This is a genomic window from Novosphingobium sp. UBA6272 (assembly GCF_002440635.1).
GTDB lineage: Bacteria > Pseudomonadota > Alphaproteobacteria > Sphingomonadales > Sphingomonadaceae > Novosphingobium.
Map to the genome: position 1 here is coordinate 31,385 of NZ_DJUW01000006.1, position 15,032 is coordinate 46,416.

Annotated in this window: 14 protein-coding genes; 7 read left to right on the top strand and 7 right to left on the bottom strand. The window is 64.6% G+C overall.

The window, feature by feature from the left end; translation table 11 throughout:
• Position 1: 1 nt before the first annotated feature.
• From B2V17_RS04425 to B2V17_RS04435, 3 genes are all read right to left on the bottom strand, one after another.
• Entirely contained in the window at positions 2-817 is an 816-nt protein-coding gene (locus tag B2V17_RS04425; RefSeq protein WP_292995616.1) for an SDR family NAD(P)-dependent oxidoreductase, read from the bottom strand.
• 46 nt (positions 818-863) lie between these two features.
• Complete coding sequence (locus tag B2V17_RS04430; protein WP_292995618.1) at positions 864-2,003, bottom strand: acyl-CoA dehydrogenase family protein; 1,140 nt, start codon at positions 2,001-2,003, stop codon at positions 864-866.
• Between the two features lie 121 nt (positions 2,004-2,124).
• Positions 2,125-3,285 (bottom strand): acyl-CoA dehydrogenase family protein, encoded by a 1,161-nt coding sequence (locus B2V17_RS04435; RefSeq protein WP_292995620.1) that lies wholly within the window; start codon positions 3,283-3,285, stop codon positions 2,125-2,127.
• Between the two features lie 159 nt (positions 3,286-3,444).
• On the opposite strand from B2V17_RS04435, the gene B2V17_RS04440 reads away from it, so the two are divergent.
• From B2V17_RS04440 to B2V17_RS04460, 5 genes are all read left to right on the top strand, one after another.
• The gene (locus B2V17_RS04440; RefSeq protein WP_292995622.1) at positions 3,445-4,299 is read left to right on the top strand and encodes an SDR family NAD(P)-dependent oxidoreductase; all 855 of its coding nucleotides are present in this window, start codon (positions 3,445-3,447) and stop codon (positions 4,297-4,299) included.
• The gene (locus B2V17_RS04445; protein WP_292995624.1) at positions 4,296-5,750 is read left to right on the top strand and encodes an MFS transporter; all 1,455 of its coding nucleotides are present in this window, start codon (positions 4,296-4,298) and stop codon (positions 5,748-5,750) included. Before B2V17_RS04440 ends, B2V17_RS04445 begins: the two co-directional genes overlap by 4 nt.
• An 86-nt stretch (positions 5,751-5,836) precedes the next feature.
• Complete coding sequence (locus B2V17_RS04450) at positions 5,837-7,120, top strand: acyl-CoA dehydrogenase family protein (RefSeq protein WP_292995626.1); 1,284 nt, start codon at positions 5,837-5,839, stop codon at positions 7,118-7,120.
• 137 nt (positions 7,121-7,257) lie between these two features.
• Positions 7,258-8,349 (top strand): Zn-dependent alcohol dehydrogenase, encoded by a 1,092-nt coding sequence (locus B2V17_RS04455; RefSeq protein WP_292995628.1) that lies wholly within the window; start codon positions 7,258-7,260, stop codon positions 8,347-8,349.
• Positions 8,350-8,360: 11 nt separating this feature from the next.
• Positions 8,361-9,434, top strand: coding sequence for a phosphotransferase family protein (locus B2V17_RS04460; RefSeq protein WP_292995630.1), 1,074 nt, complete (start codon positions 8,361-8,363; stop codon positions 9,432-9,434).
• Between the two features lie 19 nt (positions 9,435-9,453).
• Here the strand turns inward: B2V17_RS04460 and B2V17_RS04465 are convergent, their stop codons facing one another.
• The gene (locus B2V17_RS04465) at positions 9,454-10,710 is read right to left on the bottom strand and encodes a CaiB/BaiF CoA transferase family protein (protein ID WP_292995632.1); all 1,257 of its coding nucleotides are present in this window, start codon (positions 10,708-10,710) and stop codon (positions 9,454-9,456) included.
• 106 nt (positions 10,711-10,816) lie between these two features.
• On the opposite strand from B2V17_RS04465, the gene dapD reads away from it, so the two are divergent.
• Complete coding sequence (gene dapD, locus B2V17_RS04470; protein WP_292995634.1) at positions 10,817-11,677, top strand: 2,3,4,5-tetrahydropyridine-2,6-dicarboxylate N-succinyltransferase; 861 nt, start codon at positions 10,817-10,819, stop codon at positions 11,675-11,677.
• A gap of 3 nt (positions 11,678-11,680) precedes the next feature.
• On the top strand, positions 11,681-12,115 hold the full coding sequence (locus B2V17_RS04475) for an ion channel (protein ID WP_292995636.1): 435 nt from the start codon (positions 11,681-11,683) through the stop codon (positions 12,113-12,115).
• Here the strand turns inward: B2V17_RS04475 and B2V17_RS04480 are convergent.
• The 3 genes from B2V17_RS04480 to B2V17_RS04490 are packed head-to-tail and all read right to left on the bottom strand — an operon-like array spanning position 12,112 to position 15,028.
• The gene (locus tag B2V17_RS04480) at positions 12,112-12,831 is read right to left on the bottom strand and encodes an HAD family hydrolase (RefSeq protein WP_292995638.1); all 720 of its coding nucleotides are present in this window, start codon (positions 12,829-12,831) and stop codon (positions 12,112-12,114) included. The genes B2V17_RS04475 and B2V17_RS04480 overlap by 4 nt on opposite strands.
• Positions 12,828-13,754 carry an aminotransferase class IV gene (locus B2V17_RS04485; RefSeq protein WP_292995640.1) on the bottom strand — a complete coding sequence of 309 codons (927 nt, stop codon included), beginning with the start codon at positions 13,752-13,754 and terminating at the stop codon, positions 12,828-12,830. Before B2V17_RS04485 ends, B2V17_RS04480 begins: the two co-directional genes overlap by 4 nt.
• Positions 13,754-15,028 carry a dipeptidase gene (locus tag B2V17_RS04490; protein WP_292995642.1) on the bottom strand — a complete coding sequence of 425 codons (1,275 nt, stop codon included), beginning with the start codon at positions 15,026-15,028 and terminating at the stop codon, positions 13,754-13,756. The genes B2V17_RS04485 and B2V17_RS04490 overlap by 1 nt, the downstream gene beginning before the upstream one ends.
• Positions 15,029-15,032: the final 4 nt, after the last annotated feature.

Consider the following 15,032-nt stretch of genomic DNA (forward strand, 5'->3'; position numbering starts at 1 on the left):
CTCAATGCCCCGAAGGATCGTTGAACACTTCCGGGATCCAGGCGTTGACGATCCCGCCGTCGATCGGGATCGTGGTGCCGACAACATAATCGCCGGCCCGGCTGGCGAGATAGATCGCGCCGCCGGCGATATCCTCGGCCACGCCGATCCGCTTGTAGGGGATACCCTTGGCGCTGCCTTCGGGGTTCTTGGCAGCGGCCTTGTTCATCTCGCTGGGGTAGGCCCCGGGGGCGATGCAGGTGACCACGATGTTATCCTTGATCAGCCGTGCCGCCATCCGCTTGGTCAGGTGGATCACGGCTGCCTTGGAGGCCTGATAGCTGTAGGTTTCCCACGGATTGGGGCGCAGCCCGTCGATCGAGGCGATGTTGATCACCTTGGCCGGGCGGTCAAAGCTGGCGGCGGCATTCAGCAGCGGGTGCAGCTTTTGCGTGAGGAAGAACAGCGACTTGACGTTAAGGTCCATGACCTTGTCCCAGCCCGCTTCGGGGAACTCGTCGAACTCCGCGCCCCAGGCCGCGCCAGCATTGTTGACCAGTACGTCGAGCCGGGTTTCGCGCTCGGTGAGCGCGTCGGCGACACGCTTGATCTCGTCCATCTGGGAAAGATCGCCGGGCAAGCCGATCACCTTGCCGGGGTATTCGGCCTCGAACTCGGCCAGCGTCTCGGCGATCTGTTCGCGCTTGCGGGCGGTGATGTAGACCTTCTCGCAGCCGGCGGCGAGGAAGCCTTCGAGCAGCATCTTGCCGATCCCGCGGCTGCCGCCGGTGATCAGCGCGATCTTGCCTTCAAGGCTGAACAGTTTGGTGAAATCCATTGTTTCTCTCCTACTCCCCTCCCGCTTGCGGGAGGGGGATTGCGGACTAATACCCGCTCAGTTGCGCAACCTTGTCGGCGTGATAGTACAGGTCGCCCATGAACTCCGCCAGCGCGCGGTCGCGCTTCATGTAGAGGCCGATGTCGTATTCGTCGGTCATGCCGATCCCGCCGTGCATCTGCACGCCTTCCTTGACCGCCAGCCCGGCCGCCTTGCCGGCCTTGGCCTTGGCGACCGAGACCATCAGTTCGGCCTTCTCGCTGCCGGCATCGAGCAGCTGCTGGGCCTTGATCACCGTGGCGCGGGCAATCTCGAGTTCGGAATAGAGGTGCGCCGCACGGTGCTGCAGCGCCTGGAATTCGCCGATCAGCTTGCCGAACTGCTTGCGCTGCTTGAGGTAGGTGGTGGTCATTTCGAAGCTGCCCATGGCAACCCCGACGCTTTCCGCCGCCGCGCCGACCCGGCCGGCATTGAGCACGCGATTGAGCACCGCGCGCCCGCCATCGACCTCGCCGATCACCGCATCGGCATCGAGCTGGACCGCGTCGAGCTTCACATGCGCGCCCTGCGACGAATCGACCAGCCGGACCACGTCCATGCTCAGGCCCGCCGCATCCTTCGGCACCGCGAACAGGGTGACGCCGTCCTGGTCATCGTCCGCTCCGGCCGTGCGCGCGGCGACCACCAGCATGTCGGCGCTGCCACCCTGGACCACGAAGGCCTTGGAGCCTGACAGCTTGAAGCCGTTGCCTGACCGTTCGGCCCGGGTGGCGATCCGCTCGGGCCGGTGCTTCGGCCCTTCGTCGATCGCCACGGCGAAGACGCTGTCGCCGGCCAGCAATCCGGGCAGATAACGGCCCTTGAGATCGTCCGAGGCGGCGGCCAGCGCCGTCGCGGCCATAACCGAGCTGGTCAGGAACGGCGAGGGGGTAAGATTGCGGCCGATCTCCTCGAGCACGATCCCGGCCTCGACATTGCCCATGCCGAGCCCGCCATCGGCCTCGCCCACGAGGATCCCGGTAAAGCCCATTTCGGCGAACTGCTTCCACAAGGCGTGGCCGAAACCGTCCTTGCAATTGATGTCGCGGAAATGGCGCAGCTGCTTGGCGATATTGCCTTCATCGGCCATGAAACCGCGCGCGGTATCGGCCAGCATCGCCTGATCTTCGGTGTGGTAGAGCGGCATTTTGGTCTCTCCAGTCCCCCTCCCGCAGGCGAGAGGGGTTAGGGGTGGGTCTGTGAAGGGGTGTGCGTCGGCTGACTGGCCCACCCCCGACCCCTCCCGCATGCGGGAGGGGAGAATGCGGTCACGCTCCCGGCAGATCGAGAATGCGTTTGGAAATCACGTTGAGCATCACCTCGCTGGTGCCGCCCTCGATCGAATTGGCCTTGGTCCGCAGCCACGAACGCGCCTTGCCGCCGTGGTTGGAACTTTCGCTTTCCCATTCGAGCGCGGCCGAGCCGCCGGCCGCCATCAGCAGTTCGTGGCGGCGCTTGTTGAGTTCGGTTCCGGCGTATTTCATCATGTTCGGCTGGGCGGGGTGCGCCTTGCCGACCTTGATTTCATCGAGGAACTTTTCGCCCATCGCGCTGAAGGCCAGCGCATCGACATCGAACATCGCGAGTTCCGCGCGCAGCAGCGGGTCTTCGAGGCCATTGCGCTTGGCAAAGGCGCCGATGGTGTTGAGCCGGTCGTTGCCGCCCGCGCCCGAAATCATCTCACGCTCATGGCCGAGCAGGTACTTGGCGACGTCCCAGCCGCGGCCCACCTCGCCGACGATCTGGTGCTTGGGCACCGAGACATTGTCGAAGAAGGTTTCGCAGAACGGCGAATTGCCGCTGATCAGCAGGATCGGCTTGGTCGAGACGCCGGGGCTTTCCATGTCGAACAGCAGGAACGAGATGCCCTGGTACTTGTTGGCCTTGTCAGTCCGGACCAGACAGAAGATCCAGTCAGCCTTGTCGGCGTAGCTTGTCCAGATCTTCTGGCCGTTGACCACCCAGTGGTCGCCCTTGTCTTCGCCGAAAGTCTGCAAGCTGACGAGGTCCGAGCCCGAGCCGGGTTCCGAATAGCCCTGGCACCAGCGAATTTCGCCGCGGGCGATCTGGTTCAGGTAGTGGACCTTCTGCTCTTCGCTGCCGAACTTGAGCAGCGCCGGGCCGAGCATCCAGATCCCGAACGAGGACAGCGGCGGACGCGCGCCGATCCGGTTCATTTCCTCGCGCCAGACCTTGGCCTGGGCCGGATCGAGACCCGCGCCGCCATAGGGCTTGGGCCAGTCGGGCACGGTGTAGCCCTTGGCCGCGCAGCGCTCCAGCCAGAGCTTCTGGGCTTCGTTCTTGAACTTGAACTTGCGGCCGCCCCAGCACACGTCGTCATCGTCGCGGACCGGCTCGCGCATTTCGGGCGGGCAGTTTTCTTCAAGCCAGGCGCGAATTTCCGCGCGGAAGGCATCAAGGTCTGACATGGATCAAGACTCCTCTCTTAATCGAGAGGTTAAAGGGACTCGGGGCCAGCGTGCAAGCGCGGATTTCTGCGCCCCGCTTGCCGTAGCGTAAAGGCGAAGAGCGTTGACCGGGACGCTTGCCGTCCTAAGCTGGACGCAAACAAGGGATAAGGAGAGGCCATGCGATTCTCGGGCAAATGCGTCGTCATCACCGGTGCGGCGTCGGGTATCGGCCGGGCGGCGACGCTGCTGTTTTCGCGCGAGGGTGCCACGGTTTTTGCCGCCGACCTCAACCTGGCCGGAGCCGAAGCCGTAGCGCGCGAGGGCGAGAATATTATCCCTGCTTCCTGCGATGTCTGCGACGTGGTCCAGATCAAGTCGCTGATGGACCATGCCGCCGGAACCTGCGGCGGAATCGATGTGGTATTCAACAATGCCGCTGCGGGCGGAGCCCGCGGAACGATCGAAGAAGTCGATGCCGAGGGGTGGGATCGCACCATGGATTTGGTGCTGCGCTCGGTAGCGATGGGGATTCACCATGCCGTGCCGCATATGAAGCACCGCAAAGGGGCCTCGATAATCAATACCAGTTCGGTTGCGGCGATCAGCCCGGGCTTTTCGCCGACTGCCTATGCCGTGGCCAAGGCCGGGGTCTTGCACCTGACCAAGTGTGCGGCGGCTGATTTGGCCAAGCATGGAATCCGCGTGAACGCGGTCCAGCCCGGCTTCATCAATACCAACATCTTCACCTCAGCGCTCGAAATGCCGGCTGAAATGGTCGAACAGGCAAGGGCGATGATCCTGCAGATGACCTCAAATGCCCAGCCGGTTGCCCGGCCCGGCATGCCCGATGACATTGCCAATGCAGTCGCCTTCCTGGCCAGCGATGCCGCTGGTTTCATGACAGGCGTTTCATTGGTCGTCGATGGCGGGATGACGGTCGGCCCCAGGCATAGCTGGGATCCGGAAGCGCCCAGACTGTTCGATGCCTTGCAGGGCATGGCCGAAGCCGCCGGGGTGGCCCCGGCCCAGTGACCGCAACCCACTTTGTCCCCGCAGCCGAGCGGCTGCCGCTGCGCATCAAGCTGGGCAATGGCCTGGGCTCGATGGCCTATGGCGTAAAGGACAACGGTTTCGCCACGCTGCTGCTGCTGTTTTACAGTCAGGTTCTGGGGCTGGATGCGCAGCTGGTCGGGCTGATCCTGCTGGTTGCCTTGCTGCTCGATGCGATGATCGATCCGCTGGTCGGCTATTGGAGTGACAAGACCCACAGCAAATGGGGCAAGCGCCATCCGTGGATGTATGGCGCGATCCTGCCGATGGCGGGCGCATGGGTCATGCTTTGGCATCCGCCCACTACCAGCGCCGGCTGGCTCTATGGCTACCTTCTGCTGTTTGCTTTCCTGATGCGCGCCGCGGTGTCGTGCTACGAGATCCCGGCGCTGTCGGTGGTTCCCGGCCTGACCAGCGACTACGACGAGCGAACTTCGATTACGCGCTGGCGCTTTATTTTTGCCTGGGCCGGAGGCCTTGCCATGCTGATGCTGGCCTTCGGCGTGTTCCTGGTGCCATCGGCGCGCTATCCGGTCGGCCAGCTCAACCTTGATGGATACGGCTATTACGGCTGGACCGGAGCGGGCATCATGGTCTTCGCGGCGCTGATTGCGGCGCTTTCCACTCACCGCCGGATTGCTCGGCTCGATAGCGAGCCGCCGGTCCATCTGCCGCTGGGCAAGACCGTCCGCAAGATCGGCCGAACCCTGGCCAACCATGCCTTTCTGGTCCTGCTGGCAACGACTTTGTTTGGCTACATCAACCTCGGCATGGCCTATTCGACCGCCACCTATATCCTGACCTATTATTGGGAAATGCCGCAGGCCGGGTTCCTGGTATACTCGGTCTCGCTGTTCGTGGGGGTAATCGGCGCGTTCCTGCTGATCGGGTTCCTGCAAAGCCGGATCGAGAAGCGCACTGGCGGCGTTGTCTGCTTGCTGCTTTCGCTGGCCTTTGGGCTTTCGCCGTACCTGCTCCGCTTTGCCGGATTTTTCCCTGAGAACGGGCATGCAGCCTTGATCCCGGTGCTGTTCACACTGGTGACCGTGTCCAACGGTCTGGCAGTGGCGGCCGGGATGCTGATCCAGTCGATGGGGGCGGACATCATCGAGGCCTCGCAGGAACGGACCGGAGAGCGGACCGAGGGCCTGTTCTTCTCGGCCTATTTCTTCACCCAGAAATGCGCGACCGGGGTCGGGATTTTCCTGGCCGGAAGTATCGTCAGCGGTTCGGGGTTCCCGGCCCAGGCGCGACCGGGGGAAGTGTCTGCCGCCGTGCTCGACCAGTTCGCGATCTATTTCGTGATCGCCTATGCCGTGCTGACCGTGCTGGGTATCGCAGCGATCTCGCGGTTTCCGATCTCACGGGCCGATCATGAACGCCGGATCGCAAACCTCGCTACAGCAAGGTCGGCCAGTGACAATTCGACTTAACCGAACGATTAATTCGTCCTTGGCGCGGCCCTCGGGTCGTGGCAGGGAAGCCACCGAGACTCGACAGTATCAGGAAAGGATGACCGATGGATTTTGATCCCACCGAACGCCAAGTCTACTGGCGCGACCGCGTCCGTGATTTCATCGAGGCGCATGTCCGTCCGCGCGTGAGCGACTACAAGCGCGAGGATGCGCAGGGCGAGCGCTGGAAGGTGCTGCAGGTCGTCGAAGAGGAAAAGGCCAGGGCCAAGGCCCAGGGCATCTGGAACCTGTTCATGCCGCCGCAGATGGGCCGCAGCCATGTCGACGATACCTTCGAATTCGAAGGCCCGGGCCTGACCAACCTCGAATATGCGCTCTGCGCCGAGGAAATGGGCCGGGTCGGCTTTGCCAGCGAAGTGTTCAACTGCTCGGCCCCCGACACCGGCAACATGGAAGTGTTCCATCGTTACGGCACGCGCGAGCAGAAGGAACAGTGGCTCAAGCCCCTGATGAACGGCGAGATCCGTTCGGCCTTCCTGATGACCGAGCCGCAGGTTGCTTCGTCAGACGCGACCAACATCGAATGCTCGATCAAGCGCGAGGGCGATGAATACGTGCTCAACGGCACCAAATGGTGGTCGTCGGGCGCCGGCGATCCGCGCTGCAAGATCGCGATCGTGATGGGCAAGACCGATTTCGAGGCCAAGAAGCACGCCCAGCAATCGATGGTGCTGATGGAACTCGATTCCCCCGGCGTCGAAATCGTCCGCCACCTGCCGGTGTTCGGCTATGACGATGCGCCCCACGGGCACATGGAAATCAAGCTCAACAACGTCCGCATCCCCGCTTCGAACATGCTGCTGGGCGAAGGCCGCGGGTTCGAGATCGCGCAAGGGCGCCTCGGGCCGGGCCGCATCCACCACTGCATGCGCACCATCGGTGTCGCCGAAGAAGCGCTGGAGCGGATGGTTCGCCGGCTTTCGAGCCGTGTCGCTTTCGGCAAGCCGATCTCGACCCACTCGATCTGGGAACAGCGCATCGCCGAAGCCCGGATCGAGATCGAATGCTCGCGGCTGCTCTGCCTCAAGGCCGCCGACATGATGGACAAGGTCGGCAACAAGGCCGCCCAGGCCGAAATCGCGATGATCAAGGTCAAGGCGCCCAACATGGCGCTCAAGATCATCGACGATGCGATCCAGGCCCACGGCGGCGGCGGTGTCTCGGAAGACTTCGGTCTCGCCAAGATGTACGCCGGCCAGCGCACGCTGCGCATCGCCGACGGTCCGGACGAGGTCCACAACCGCTCGATCGCGCGGCTGGAAATGGGCAAGTATGCGCCGCAGGCACCCTCGGGCCCGAGCTCGGGTGATCTTGGGGTTGCGCGGTAAGCAAATGTAGCGTGCGGGGTTGACGTTCGGTCGCCTTCGGCCCGACAGGCTCAGCCGGAGCGGGTGTGGTGCTGAACTCCATTTCCCGCTCAGCCTGAGCCTGTCGAAGGCCCCTCGTTTTACGAATGGGAGTTGAAGTGATGAAAGCCGCAGTCCTGGTCGAACCGAACAAGCCGCTCGAGATCGAGCAGCTGCAGATCAGCAAGCCCGGCCCGCACGAGGTGCTGATCCGCACTGCGGCCTGCGGCCTGTGCCATTCGGACCTGCATTTCATCGAAGGGACCTATCCGCACCCGCTTCCGGCCGTGCCGGGCCACGAAGCAGCCGGGATCGTCGAGGCGGTCGGCAGCGAAGTGCGCACGGTCAAGGTCGGCGATGCGGTGGTCACCTGCCTTTCGGCCTTCTGCGGGCACTGCGAATTCTGCGTCACGGGCCGCATGTCGCTGTGCCTGGGTGCTGACACCCGCCGCGCGCCCGGCAGCGAGCCGCGCCTCAGCCGCCCTGATGGCAGCCCGGTCGGGCAGATGCTCAACCTTTCGGCCTTTGCCGAAATGATGCTGATCCACGAACACGCCTGCACCCGGATCGACCCGGAAATGCCGCTCGATCGCGCTTCGGTGATCGGCTGCGCGGTGACCACCGGGGCCGGTACGATCTTCAACGCCTGCAAGGTGACGCCGGGTGAAACCGTGGCCGTGGTCGGCTGCGGCGGGGTTGGCCTCGCCGCGATCAACGCCGCCAAGATTGCCGGAGCGGGCAAGATCATCGCCGCCGATCCGATTGCCGAGAAGCGCGATCTGGCGATCAAGCTGGGAGCGACTCACACCGTCGATGCCCTGGCCGATGATGCCGCCGCGCAGATCATTGAACTGACCAAAGGCGGGGTCGATTATGCGATCGAAGCCGTCGGCCGTCCCGCCTCGGGCGAGCTGGCGGTCAAGTCGCTGCGCCGCGGCGGCACCGCGACGATCCTCGGCATGATGCCGCTCGGCCATTCGGTCGGCCTCAGCGCGATGGACCTCTTGTCGGGCAAGAAGCTGCAAGGCGCGATCATGGGGATGAACCACTTCCCGGTCGACATGCCGCGGCTGGTTGATTTCTACATGCGCGGGCTGCTTGACCTCGACACCCTGATTGCCGAGCGGATCCCGCTTGAGCGGATCAACGAAGGCTTCGAAACGATGAAATCGGCCACGGCCGCGCGCAGCGTGATCGTGTTTGACCAGTAAGCGAGGCAGCGATGACTGAAGCGATCAACGCCGACGAGGCCTTTGTCGGCACGGTCGAGCCCGAAGGCGCCGACAAGCTCGACGAAGGCAAGCTGACAGAATGGATGCAGGCCAATGTCGCGGGCTTCGAAGGCCCGTTGCACCTGACCAAGTTCAAGGGCGGGCAATCGAACCCGACCTACAAGGTCGAAGCGAAGAGCGGCAATTACGTGCTGCGGCGCAAGCCGTTCGGCCCCTTGCTGCCCAGCGCCCACGCGGTTGACCGCGAATACAAGGTCCAGAACGCGCTCAACAAGGCGGGCTTTCCGGCGGCGAAGCAATATGGCCTGTGCACTGACGACAGCGTGGTCGGATCGTGGTTCTACATCATGGACATGGTCGACGGGAAAACGATCTGGGACGGTGCCATGCCCGGCGCCGATCCGGCCTATCGCCGGGCGACCTATTTCGCGATGATCGACACGCTGGCGCAGCTTCACAGCGTCGATGTCGAAGCCGCCAGCCTGGCCGATTTCGGCAAGCCCGGCAATTATTTCGGCCGCCAGGTCGATCGCTGGACCAAGCAGTACAAGCTCTCCGAAACCGAGCACATGCCCGACATGGAGCGGCTGATCGAGTGGCTGCCCGCGACCCTGCCCGAGCAGACCCGGACCTCGGTGGTCCACGGCGATTATCGGATCGACAACATGATCTGGGCCAGGGACGAGCCCAAGGTTCTGGCGGTGCTGGACTGGGAGCTTTCGACCCTGGGCGATCCGCTCGGCGATTTCTCCTACGTCTGCATGGCCTATGTCACCGAGAACGGTGGGCGCTCGGGCGTGCAGGATCTCGATCGCAAGGCGCTCGGCATTCCGGAGCTGGAGGAAGTGGTCGAACGCTATTGCGCCGCTACCGGCCGCAGCAGCGTGCCTGACATGAACTGGCTGTTCGCCTACAACTTCTTCCGCCTTGCCGGGATTCTGCAAGGCATCAAGAAGCGCGTGATCGACGGCACCGCCAGCTCCGCCCACGCCAAAGCCCAGTCCGACCGGGTCCAGCCGCTGATCGACCGCGCGACCGAGTTTGCGAAGAAGGCGGGGATGTAATCCGCGCCGGCAGGCCCGCTTACCCCTGCTTCACCACACCGCGCGTTTCCAGCGCGTCGAGCGCAGCCTTGTCGAGACCCAGCCATTCGCCCAGCAGCTCGCGGGTCTGCTCGCCCACCTTGGGCGGGTGATAGCGATAGTCGGCCGGGGTGGCGGAGAGCTTGCCCGGATAGGCCACGCTGGGAATTTCAACCCCGTCCGCACGCGTGAAGCGGTGGACCGTATGGCGCGCCTCGACAAACGGATCGGCGAACACGTCTTCGACCGTGTTGACCGGGCCGACCGGCACACCCGCCGCCTCAAGCCGGGCGATCAGGCCGTCGCGGGTCTGATCACGCACCAGACCGCGCATGATCTCCTCGATCGCATCGCGGTTGATCACCCGGGCCGAGGCAGTGGCAAAACGCGGATCGCTGCCCAGCTCGGCCACGCCCATTTCCTCGCAGAAAGCGCGGAACTGGCTGTCGTTGCCGATCGCGATGATCACCGTGCCGTCGGTCACCGCAAAGGTGGTGTAAGGCACCACGGTGGGATGGCGATTGCCCATCCGCCCCGGTACCACCCCGCCGACCAGATAACTTGAAGCCTGGTTGGCCAGCATCGCGATCTGGGTATCAAGCAGCGAAATGTCGATCTGCTGCCCCTCGCCGGTCCGCTCGGCATGGCGCAGCGCGGCGAGGATCGAGACCGTGGCGTACATGCCCGTCGCCAGATCGGCCATTGCCACGCCGACCTTGAGCGGCGGACCATCAGCCTCGCCGGTCACGCTCATCAGCCCGCCCATGCCCTGGGCGAGGAAATCGTATCCCCCGCGCGCGGCATAGGGGCCGTCCTGACCGAAACCGGTGATCGAACAATAGACGATTGCCGGGTTGATCGCCCGGATGCTGGCATAGTCGAGCCCGTATTTGGCCAGCCCACCGGTCTTGAAATTCTCCACCAGCACGTCGGCTTCGGCAGCGAGGCGTCGGATCAGTTCGGCCCCTTCGGGCGCGGCAATATCGATCGCGGCCGAGCGCTTGTTGCGGTTGGCGCAGAGGTAGTAGGCGCTTTCGCGGGGGTCGTCGCTGCCATCGGGCAGCTTCAGGAACGGCGGACCCCAGCCGCGGGTGTCGTCGCCCTTGCCCGGCTGCTCGACCTTGAACACGTCGGCCCCGAAATCGGCGAGGATCTGGGTCGACCACGGCCCCGCCAGCACCCGCGACAGATCGAGCACTTTAACCCCTTCGAGCGCGCGCGGCGCGGCCTGGCTATCGGCTTGCAGCTGTTCGTTCATGGCCGATCCCATGCCGCCGGGCGGTGGCGAGCGCAAGCACTCGCTTGCCCCGGCGGCGCGCAGGCTCTAGGCCGCAAGCGCACTGAACTCTGGGAGCCTGCCTTACATGTCTGCCGAACTAGCCGCCGCCATCGAACAAGCCTGGGAGGCCCGCGATGGGGTAACCCCCGCCAGCGCCGATGTGCGCGAAGTGGTCGAAGCTGCGCTGGAACTGCTCGACAATGGCCAGGCGCGTGTGGCGGAACCGGACGGGAGTGGCGGCTGGAAGGTCAACCAGTGGCTCAAGAAGGCGGTGCTGCTCAGCTTCCGGCTGAACGATAACGTGCTGGTGGAGACCATGCCTTCCTACATCGGCGCGAAATGGACACCTGGCCCATGGTTCGACAAAGTCCCGTCGAAGTTCGCTGGCTGGGATGAAGCGCGCTTTCGCGCCGCCGGAATCCGCGCCGTGCCCGGTTCGTTCGTCCGGCGCGGCGCGCATATCGGCCGCAACGTCGTGCTGATGCCCAGCTTCGTCAACCTTGGTGCACATGTCGGCGAGGGGACCATGATCGATACCTGGGCCTCGGTCGGCTCCTGCGCGCAGGTTGGCAGCAATTGCCATATTTCCGCCGGGGCGGGGATCGGCGGGGTGCTGGAGCCGCTCCAGGCCAATCCGACCATCATTGGCGACAACTGCTTCATCGGCGCGCGCTCGGAAATTGTTGAAGGGGTGATCGTCGGCGAGGGCTGCGTCGTAGCTATGGGGGTGTTCATCACCGCGACCAGCAAGATCGTCCACCGCGAAACCGGAGAGGTGATCACCGGCCACATTCCGCCCTACAGTGTGGTTGTGCCCGGCGCGATGCCCGGAAGGCAGCTGCCCGACGGCAGCCCGGGACCCTCGCTGGCCTGCGCGGTGATCGTCAAGACCGTCGACGCCCAAACCCGCGCCAAGACCGCGATCAACGACCTGCTGCGCGATTAGGCAATGCCCCCGCTGATCGCCCAGTTTGCCGTCTCGACCATGATGGCGGTGGCGTGCGTGGTGATCCATGGGGTCGGGCTGTTCAGCCTCGCCCGCGCGCTGCGGACCGAGGCAGCGGTGGAGCGGCTCAAGCGGATCGCCCCGCTGAGCCCGCGCGGGGTGGCCTTTACCCTGGGCATCGTGGTTGCGATCCTGGCGCTGCACGGGCTGGAGATCTGGCTGTTCACCTTCGTCTACCTGGGTCTGGGGGCGATCTCGGGGCTGGAAGACGCGCTCTATTTCTCGACCATCAGCTATTCGACCGTCGGTTACAACGATACCCATATCGATCCGGCCTGGCGCTTGCTGGGGGCGTTCCAGTCGATCCTCGGGATGGTCCTGATCGGCTGGTCGACCGCGTTCTTCTTTCGGATGCTGGGGCGGATCGAGGCGCACTAAAGCGCGTAAGGCAGCATTGCTTCGTAATAGAACCGGCACTGCCGGGCGAGTTCGGCCGCTGTGCCGCCTAGCTCCGGCAAAGGTCCCGGCGGCGGGCCGAAACCGGTCGAGCGGGCGACCTGATCGTACCAGTGGCTCGCCCAGACCCCGTCCTCGGGATGGATTCCGGGTTGCCATGCCAGCATCGCCGGATCGCGGGCGATGCCCAGCCGGTTGCAAAGCAGGCCAAGCTTGGTCGCCGGATCGGCGAGGAAGCTGGTGGTATCGATCACCGGCGGATCAAGCCCTTCACTGAGCGCCCATTCGAAATATTCGAGGAGCCGGGCATAGCCGAGATCCTCGAACCGCGCTTCGCCCCGCTTGACGCCATAACTCGCGATCACCCGCTCCGGCTCGCGGATCAGGAAGGCGTGGGCGTGCCCGGGAAAGTCACGGATCGATATCGGCCCTTCCATGTGATGGGGCATGTGCTTCTGATACCAGACTGTCTTGCTGCCCGGGGCAGGGCCGCGCAGCGTTTCGGCGACGCTGGCCCAGTCGCAGTCCATTGCCGCGATCACTTCGGCGGCCATCGGGTGGTCGGCTCCGGTTTCCTTCAGGAACGCGCCATAGAACGGCTCATCGCTGACCGCGCAATCGGCGCGTGCGCCAAAGCTGCGCATCATCGTGGTGGAGATGTTGCGCGGGCCCGACCACATCGCGATGCGCAGGGTCATGCGGCGTCGCGGTCCATCAGTGCCTTGTAGAGCCCCTGCAGCCGCTCGACCATCGGCCCGCGCCCGTCGGTCAGCTTGCGGCCGTCGATTTCGGTAACCGGCACCACCCCGGCAAAGGTCCCGGTCACGAAGGCTTCGTCGGCGCCGTGGACTTCGGTCAACGAGAAGTTCTTCTCGAACACCGGGATCCCGGCCTCGCGGCAGACCCGGATCACGTTGGCGCGGGTGATGCCGGCGAGGCAATAATCCCCGCTCGACGTCCAGACCTCTCCCTTGCGGACGATGAAGAAGTGGGTCGAATTGCAGGTTGCGACGAAGCCGTGCGGATCGAGCATCAGTGCCTCGTCGGCCCCGGCCTGGGCGGCCTGGATGCAGGCGGTGATGCAGTTGAGCTTGGAATGCGAATTGAGCTTGGGGTCCTGCACTGCAGGATCGCCGCGGCGGACATGGACGGTGAACAGGCGGATGCCCTTTTCGATCGTCGCGGGTAGCGGCGCCTTGAATTCGGGGATGATGACGACCGTCGCCGGAGAGATCACGACGCGGGGATCCTGATAAGGAGTCGAACGGATCCCGCGTGTCACCATCAGGCGGATATGCACGCCCTGTTCGCCGCGCATCGCATTGGCATCGATCGTCTCGTCCAGCCGCTGGATCAGTTCCTCGCGGCTCAGGCCAACGTCCATCATGATCGCCTTGGCCCCTTCGTAGAGCCGGTCGAGGTGGGCATCGAGGAAGGCGAAACGGCCCTTGTGCAGCCGCAGCCCTTCCCACACCCCGTCGCCCAGCATGAAGCCCGAATCGAACACCGAGACGACAGCCTGGGGGCGCGGCACCAGATCGCCGTTGATATTGATCAGGATGCCCGCGTTGCGCGGATCGTCGTGATAGCTGTGCGTGCCCAGCGCCTGCTGCTCGGCCATCAGAAGCTGACCGGATTTTCGTATGGAACCACCCCGCGCTGGCTGGCGGCATAGGCTTCGGCCGCCTTCAGCACCCGCATCATATTGCGGCTGGCGAGCTTTTCGAGGTCCTGCTGGCTCCAGCCGCGCCGGGCGAGTTCGGTGAACAGCGCGGGATAGGCCGAAGCATCTTCCAACCCGGCAACTGCAACCTCGATCCCGTCGAGATCGCCGCCAAGTCCGACGTGATCGACGCCGATCCGCTTGGCGATGTAATCGAGATGGTCGGCGACATCCGCAACCGAACCGCGCGGCATCGGGTTGGCCTTGTCCCAATCGGCGAGCGCCGCCTTGACCAGATCGGGCCGGCCGCGGTTGAGCGCCTTGAAGCGGGCTTCGGCGGCGTCGCGTTCTGCGCCCCACAGCCGGGCCGCTTCGACCACATAGGGCGGGTAGAAGTTGACCATCACGATCCCGCCGTTGGCCTTGATCGCATCGAGCACGCCGTCGGGGACGTTGCGCGGATGGTGGTTGAGCGCAAAGGCGTTCGAATGGCTGACGATCACCGGCGCCTTGGCCACCTCCAGCGCGTCGTACATGGTCTTCTCGCTGACGTGGGCCAGATCGACCAGCATGCCAAGCCGCTGCATTTCCCGCACCACATCCTTGCCCAGCGGGGTCAGCCCGTTGTGCGCCGGAGCGTCGGTCGAGGAATCGGCCCAGGCGTTGTTCTTGAAATGGGTCAGCGTCATGTAGCGCGCGCCCAGCGCATACATCTGGCGCAGCACGGCCAGACTGCCGCCGATCGAATGGCCGCCTTCCATGCCCATCAGGCTGGCGATCCGGCCCTTTTTCCAGGCCGCTTCGACACAGGCCGAATCCATGCACAGCATCAGCGCATCGGGATAGCGCGCGACCAGCCGCTTGGTCACGTCGAGCTGTTCCAGCGTGGCCTGCACCGCCTGCTGGTCGGTCAGGTTGGCCGAGACATAGACCGACCAGAACTGTGCCCCGATCTTGCCGGCGCGCATCCGCCTGAGGTCGGTTTGCATCGCGCCGACGTTGGCGGCCGGATCGGCGGTGTTGGTGGTATCGGTGAAATCGAAATTGCCGAGCACGTTCTTGCGCCGGTCGCGGAGCTGCTCGGGCACGTCGTTGTGCCCGTCCCACACCGGCGCGGCGGCCAGCGCGGCCATGGCGACCTGCTCGGGCGAGCGGGCCGGGGCGGCGGGCAGGGCCGCGCCGAAGGCAAAGGTGGCAAGCAGCGAGCCGGCAAGCAGCAAGGGATGGCGCATGATG

Coding starts and splice junctions, on each gene's coding strand:
- B2V17_RS04480 (WP_292995638.1), bottom strand. CDS start 12,831: ATGACCCTGCGCATCGCGATGTGGTCGGGCCCGCGCAACATCTCCACC.
- B2V17_RS04430 (WP_292995618.1), bottom strand. CDS start 2,003: ATGCCGCTCTACCACACCGAAGATCAGGCGATGCTGGCCGATACCGCG.
- B2V17_RS04490 (WP_292995642.1), bottom strand. CDS start 15,028: ATGCGCCATCCCTTGCTGCTTGCCGGCTCGCTGCTTGCCACCTTTGCC.
- B2V17_RS04485 (WP_292995640.1), bottom strand. CDS start 13,754: ATGGCCGAGCAGCAGGCGCTGGGCACGCACAGCTATCACGACGATCCG.
- B2V17_RS04440 (WP_292995622.1), top strand. CDS start 3,445: ATGCGATTCTCGGGCAAATGCGTCGTCATCACCGGTGCGGCGTCGGGT.
- B2V17_RS04460 (WP_292995630.1), top strand. CDS start 8,361: ATGACTGAAGCGATCAACGCCGACGAGGCCTTTGTCGGCACGGTCGAG.
- B2V17_RS04450 (WP_292995626.1), top strand. CDS start 5,837: ATGGATTTTGATCCCACCGAACGCCAAGTCTACTGGCGCGACCGCGTC.
- B2V17_RS04425 (WP_292995616.1), bottom strand. CDS start 817: ATGGATTTCACCAAACTGTTCAGCCTTGAAGGCAAGATCGCGCTGATC.
- B2V17_RS04475 (WP_292995636.1), top strand. CDS start 11,681: ATGCCCCCGCTGATCGCCCAGTTTGCCGTCTCGACCATGATGGCGGTG.
- dapD (WP_292995634.1), top strand. CDS start 10,817: ATGTCTGCCGAACTAGCCGCCGCCATCGAACAAGCCTGGGAGGCCCGC.
- B2V17_RS04435 (WP_292995620.1), bottom strand. CDS start 3,285: ATGTCAGACCTTGATGCCTTCCGCGCGGAAATTCGCGCCTGGCTTGAA.
- B2V17_RS04465 (WP_292995632.1), bottom strand. CDS start 10,710: ATGAACGAACAGCTGCAAGCCGATAGCCAGGCCGCGCCGCGCGCGCTC.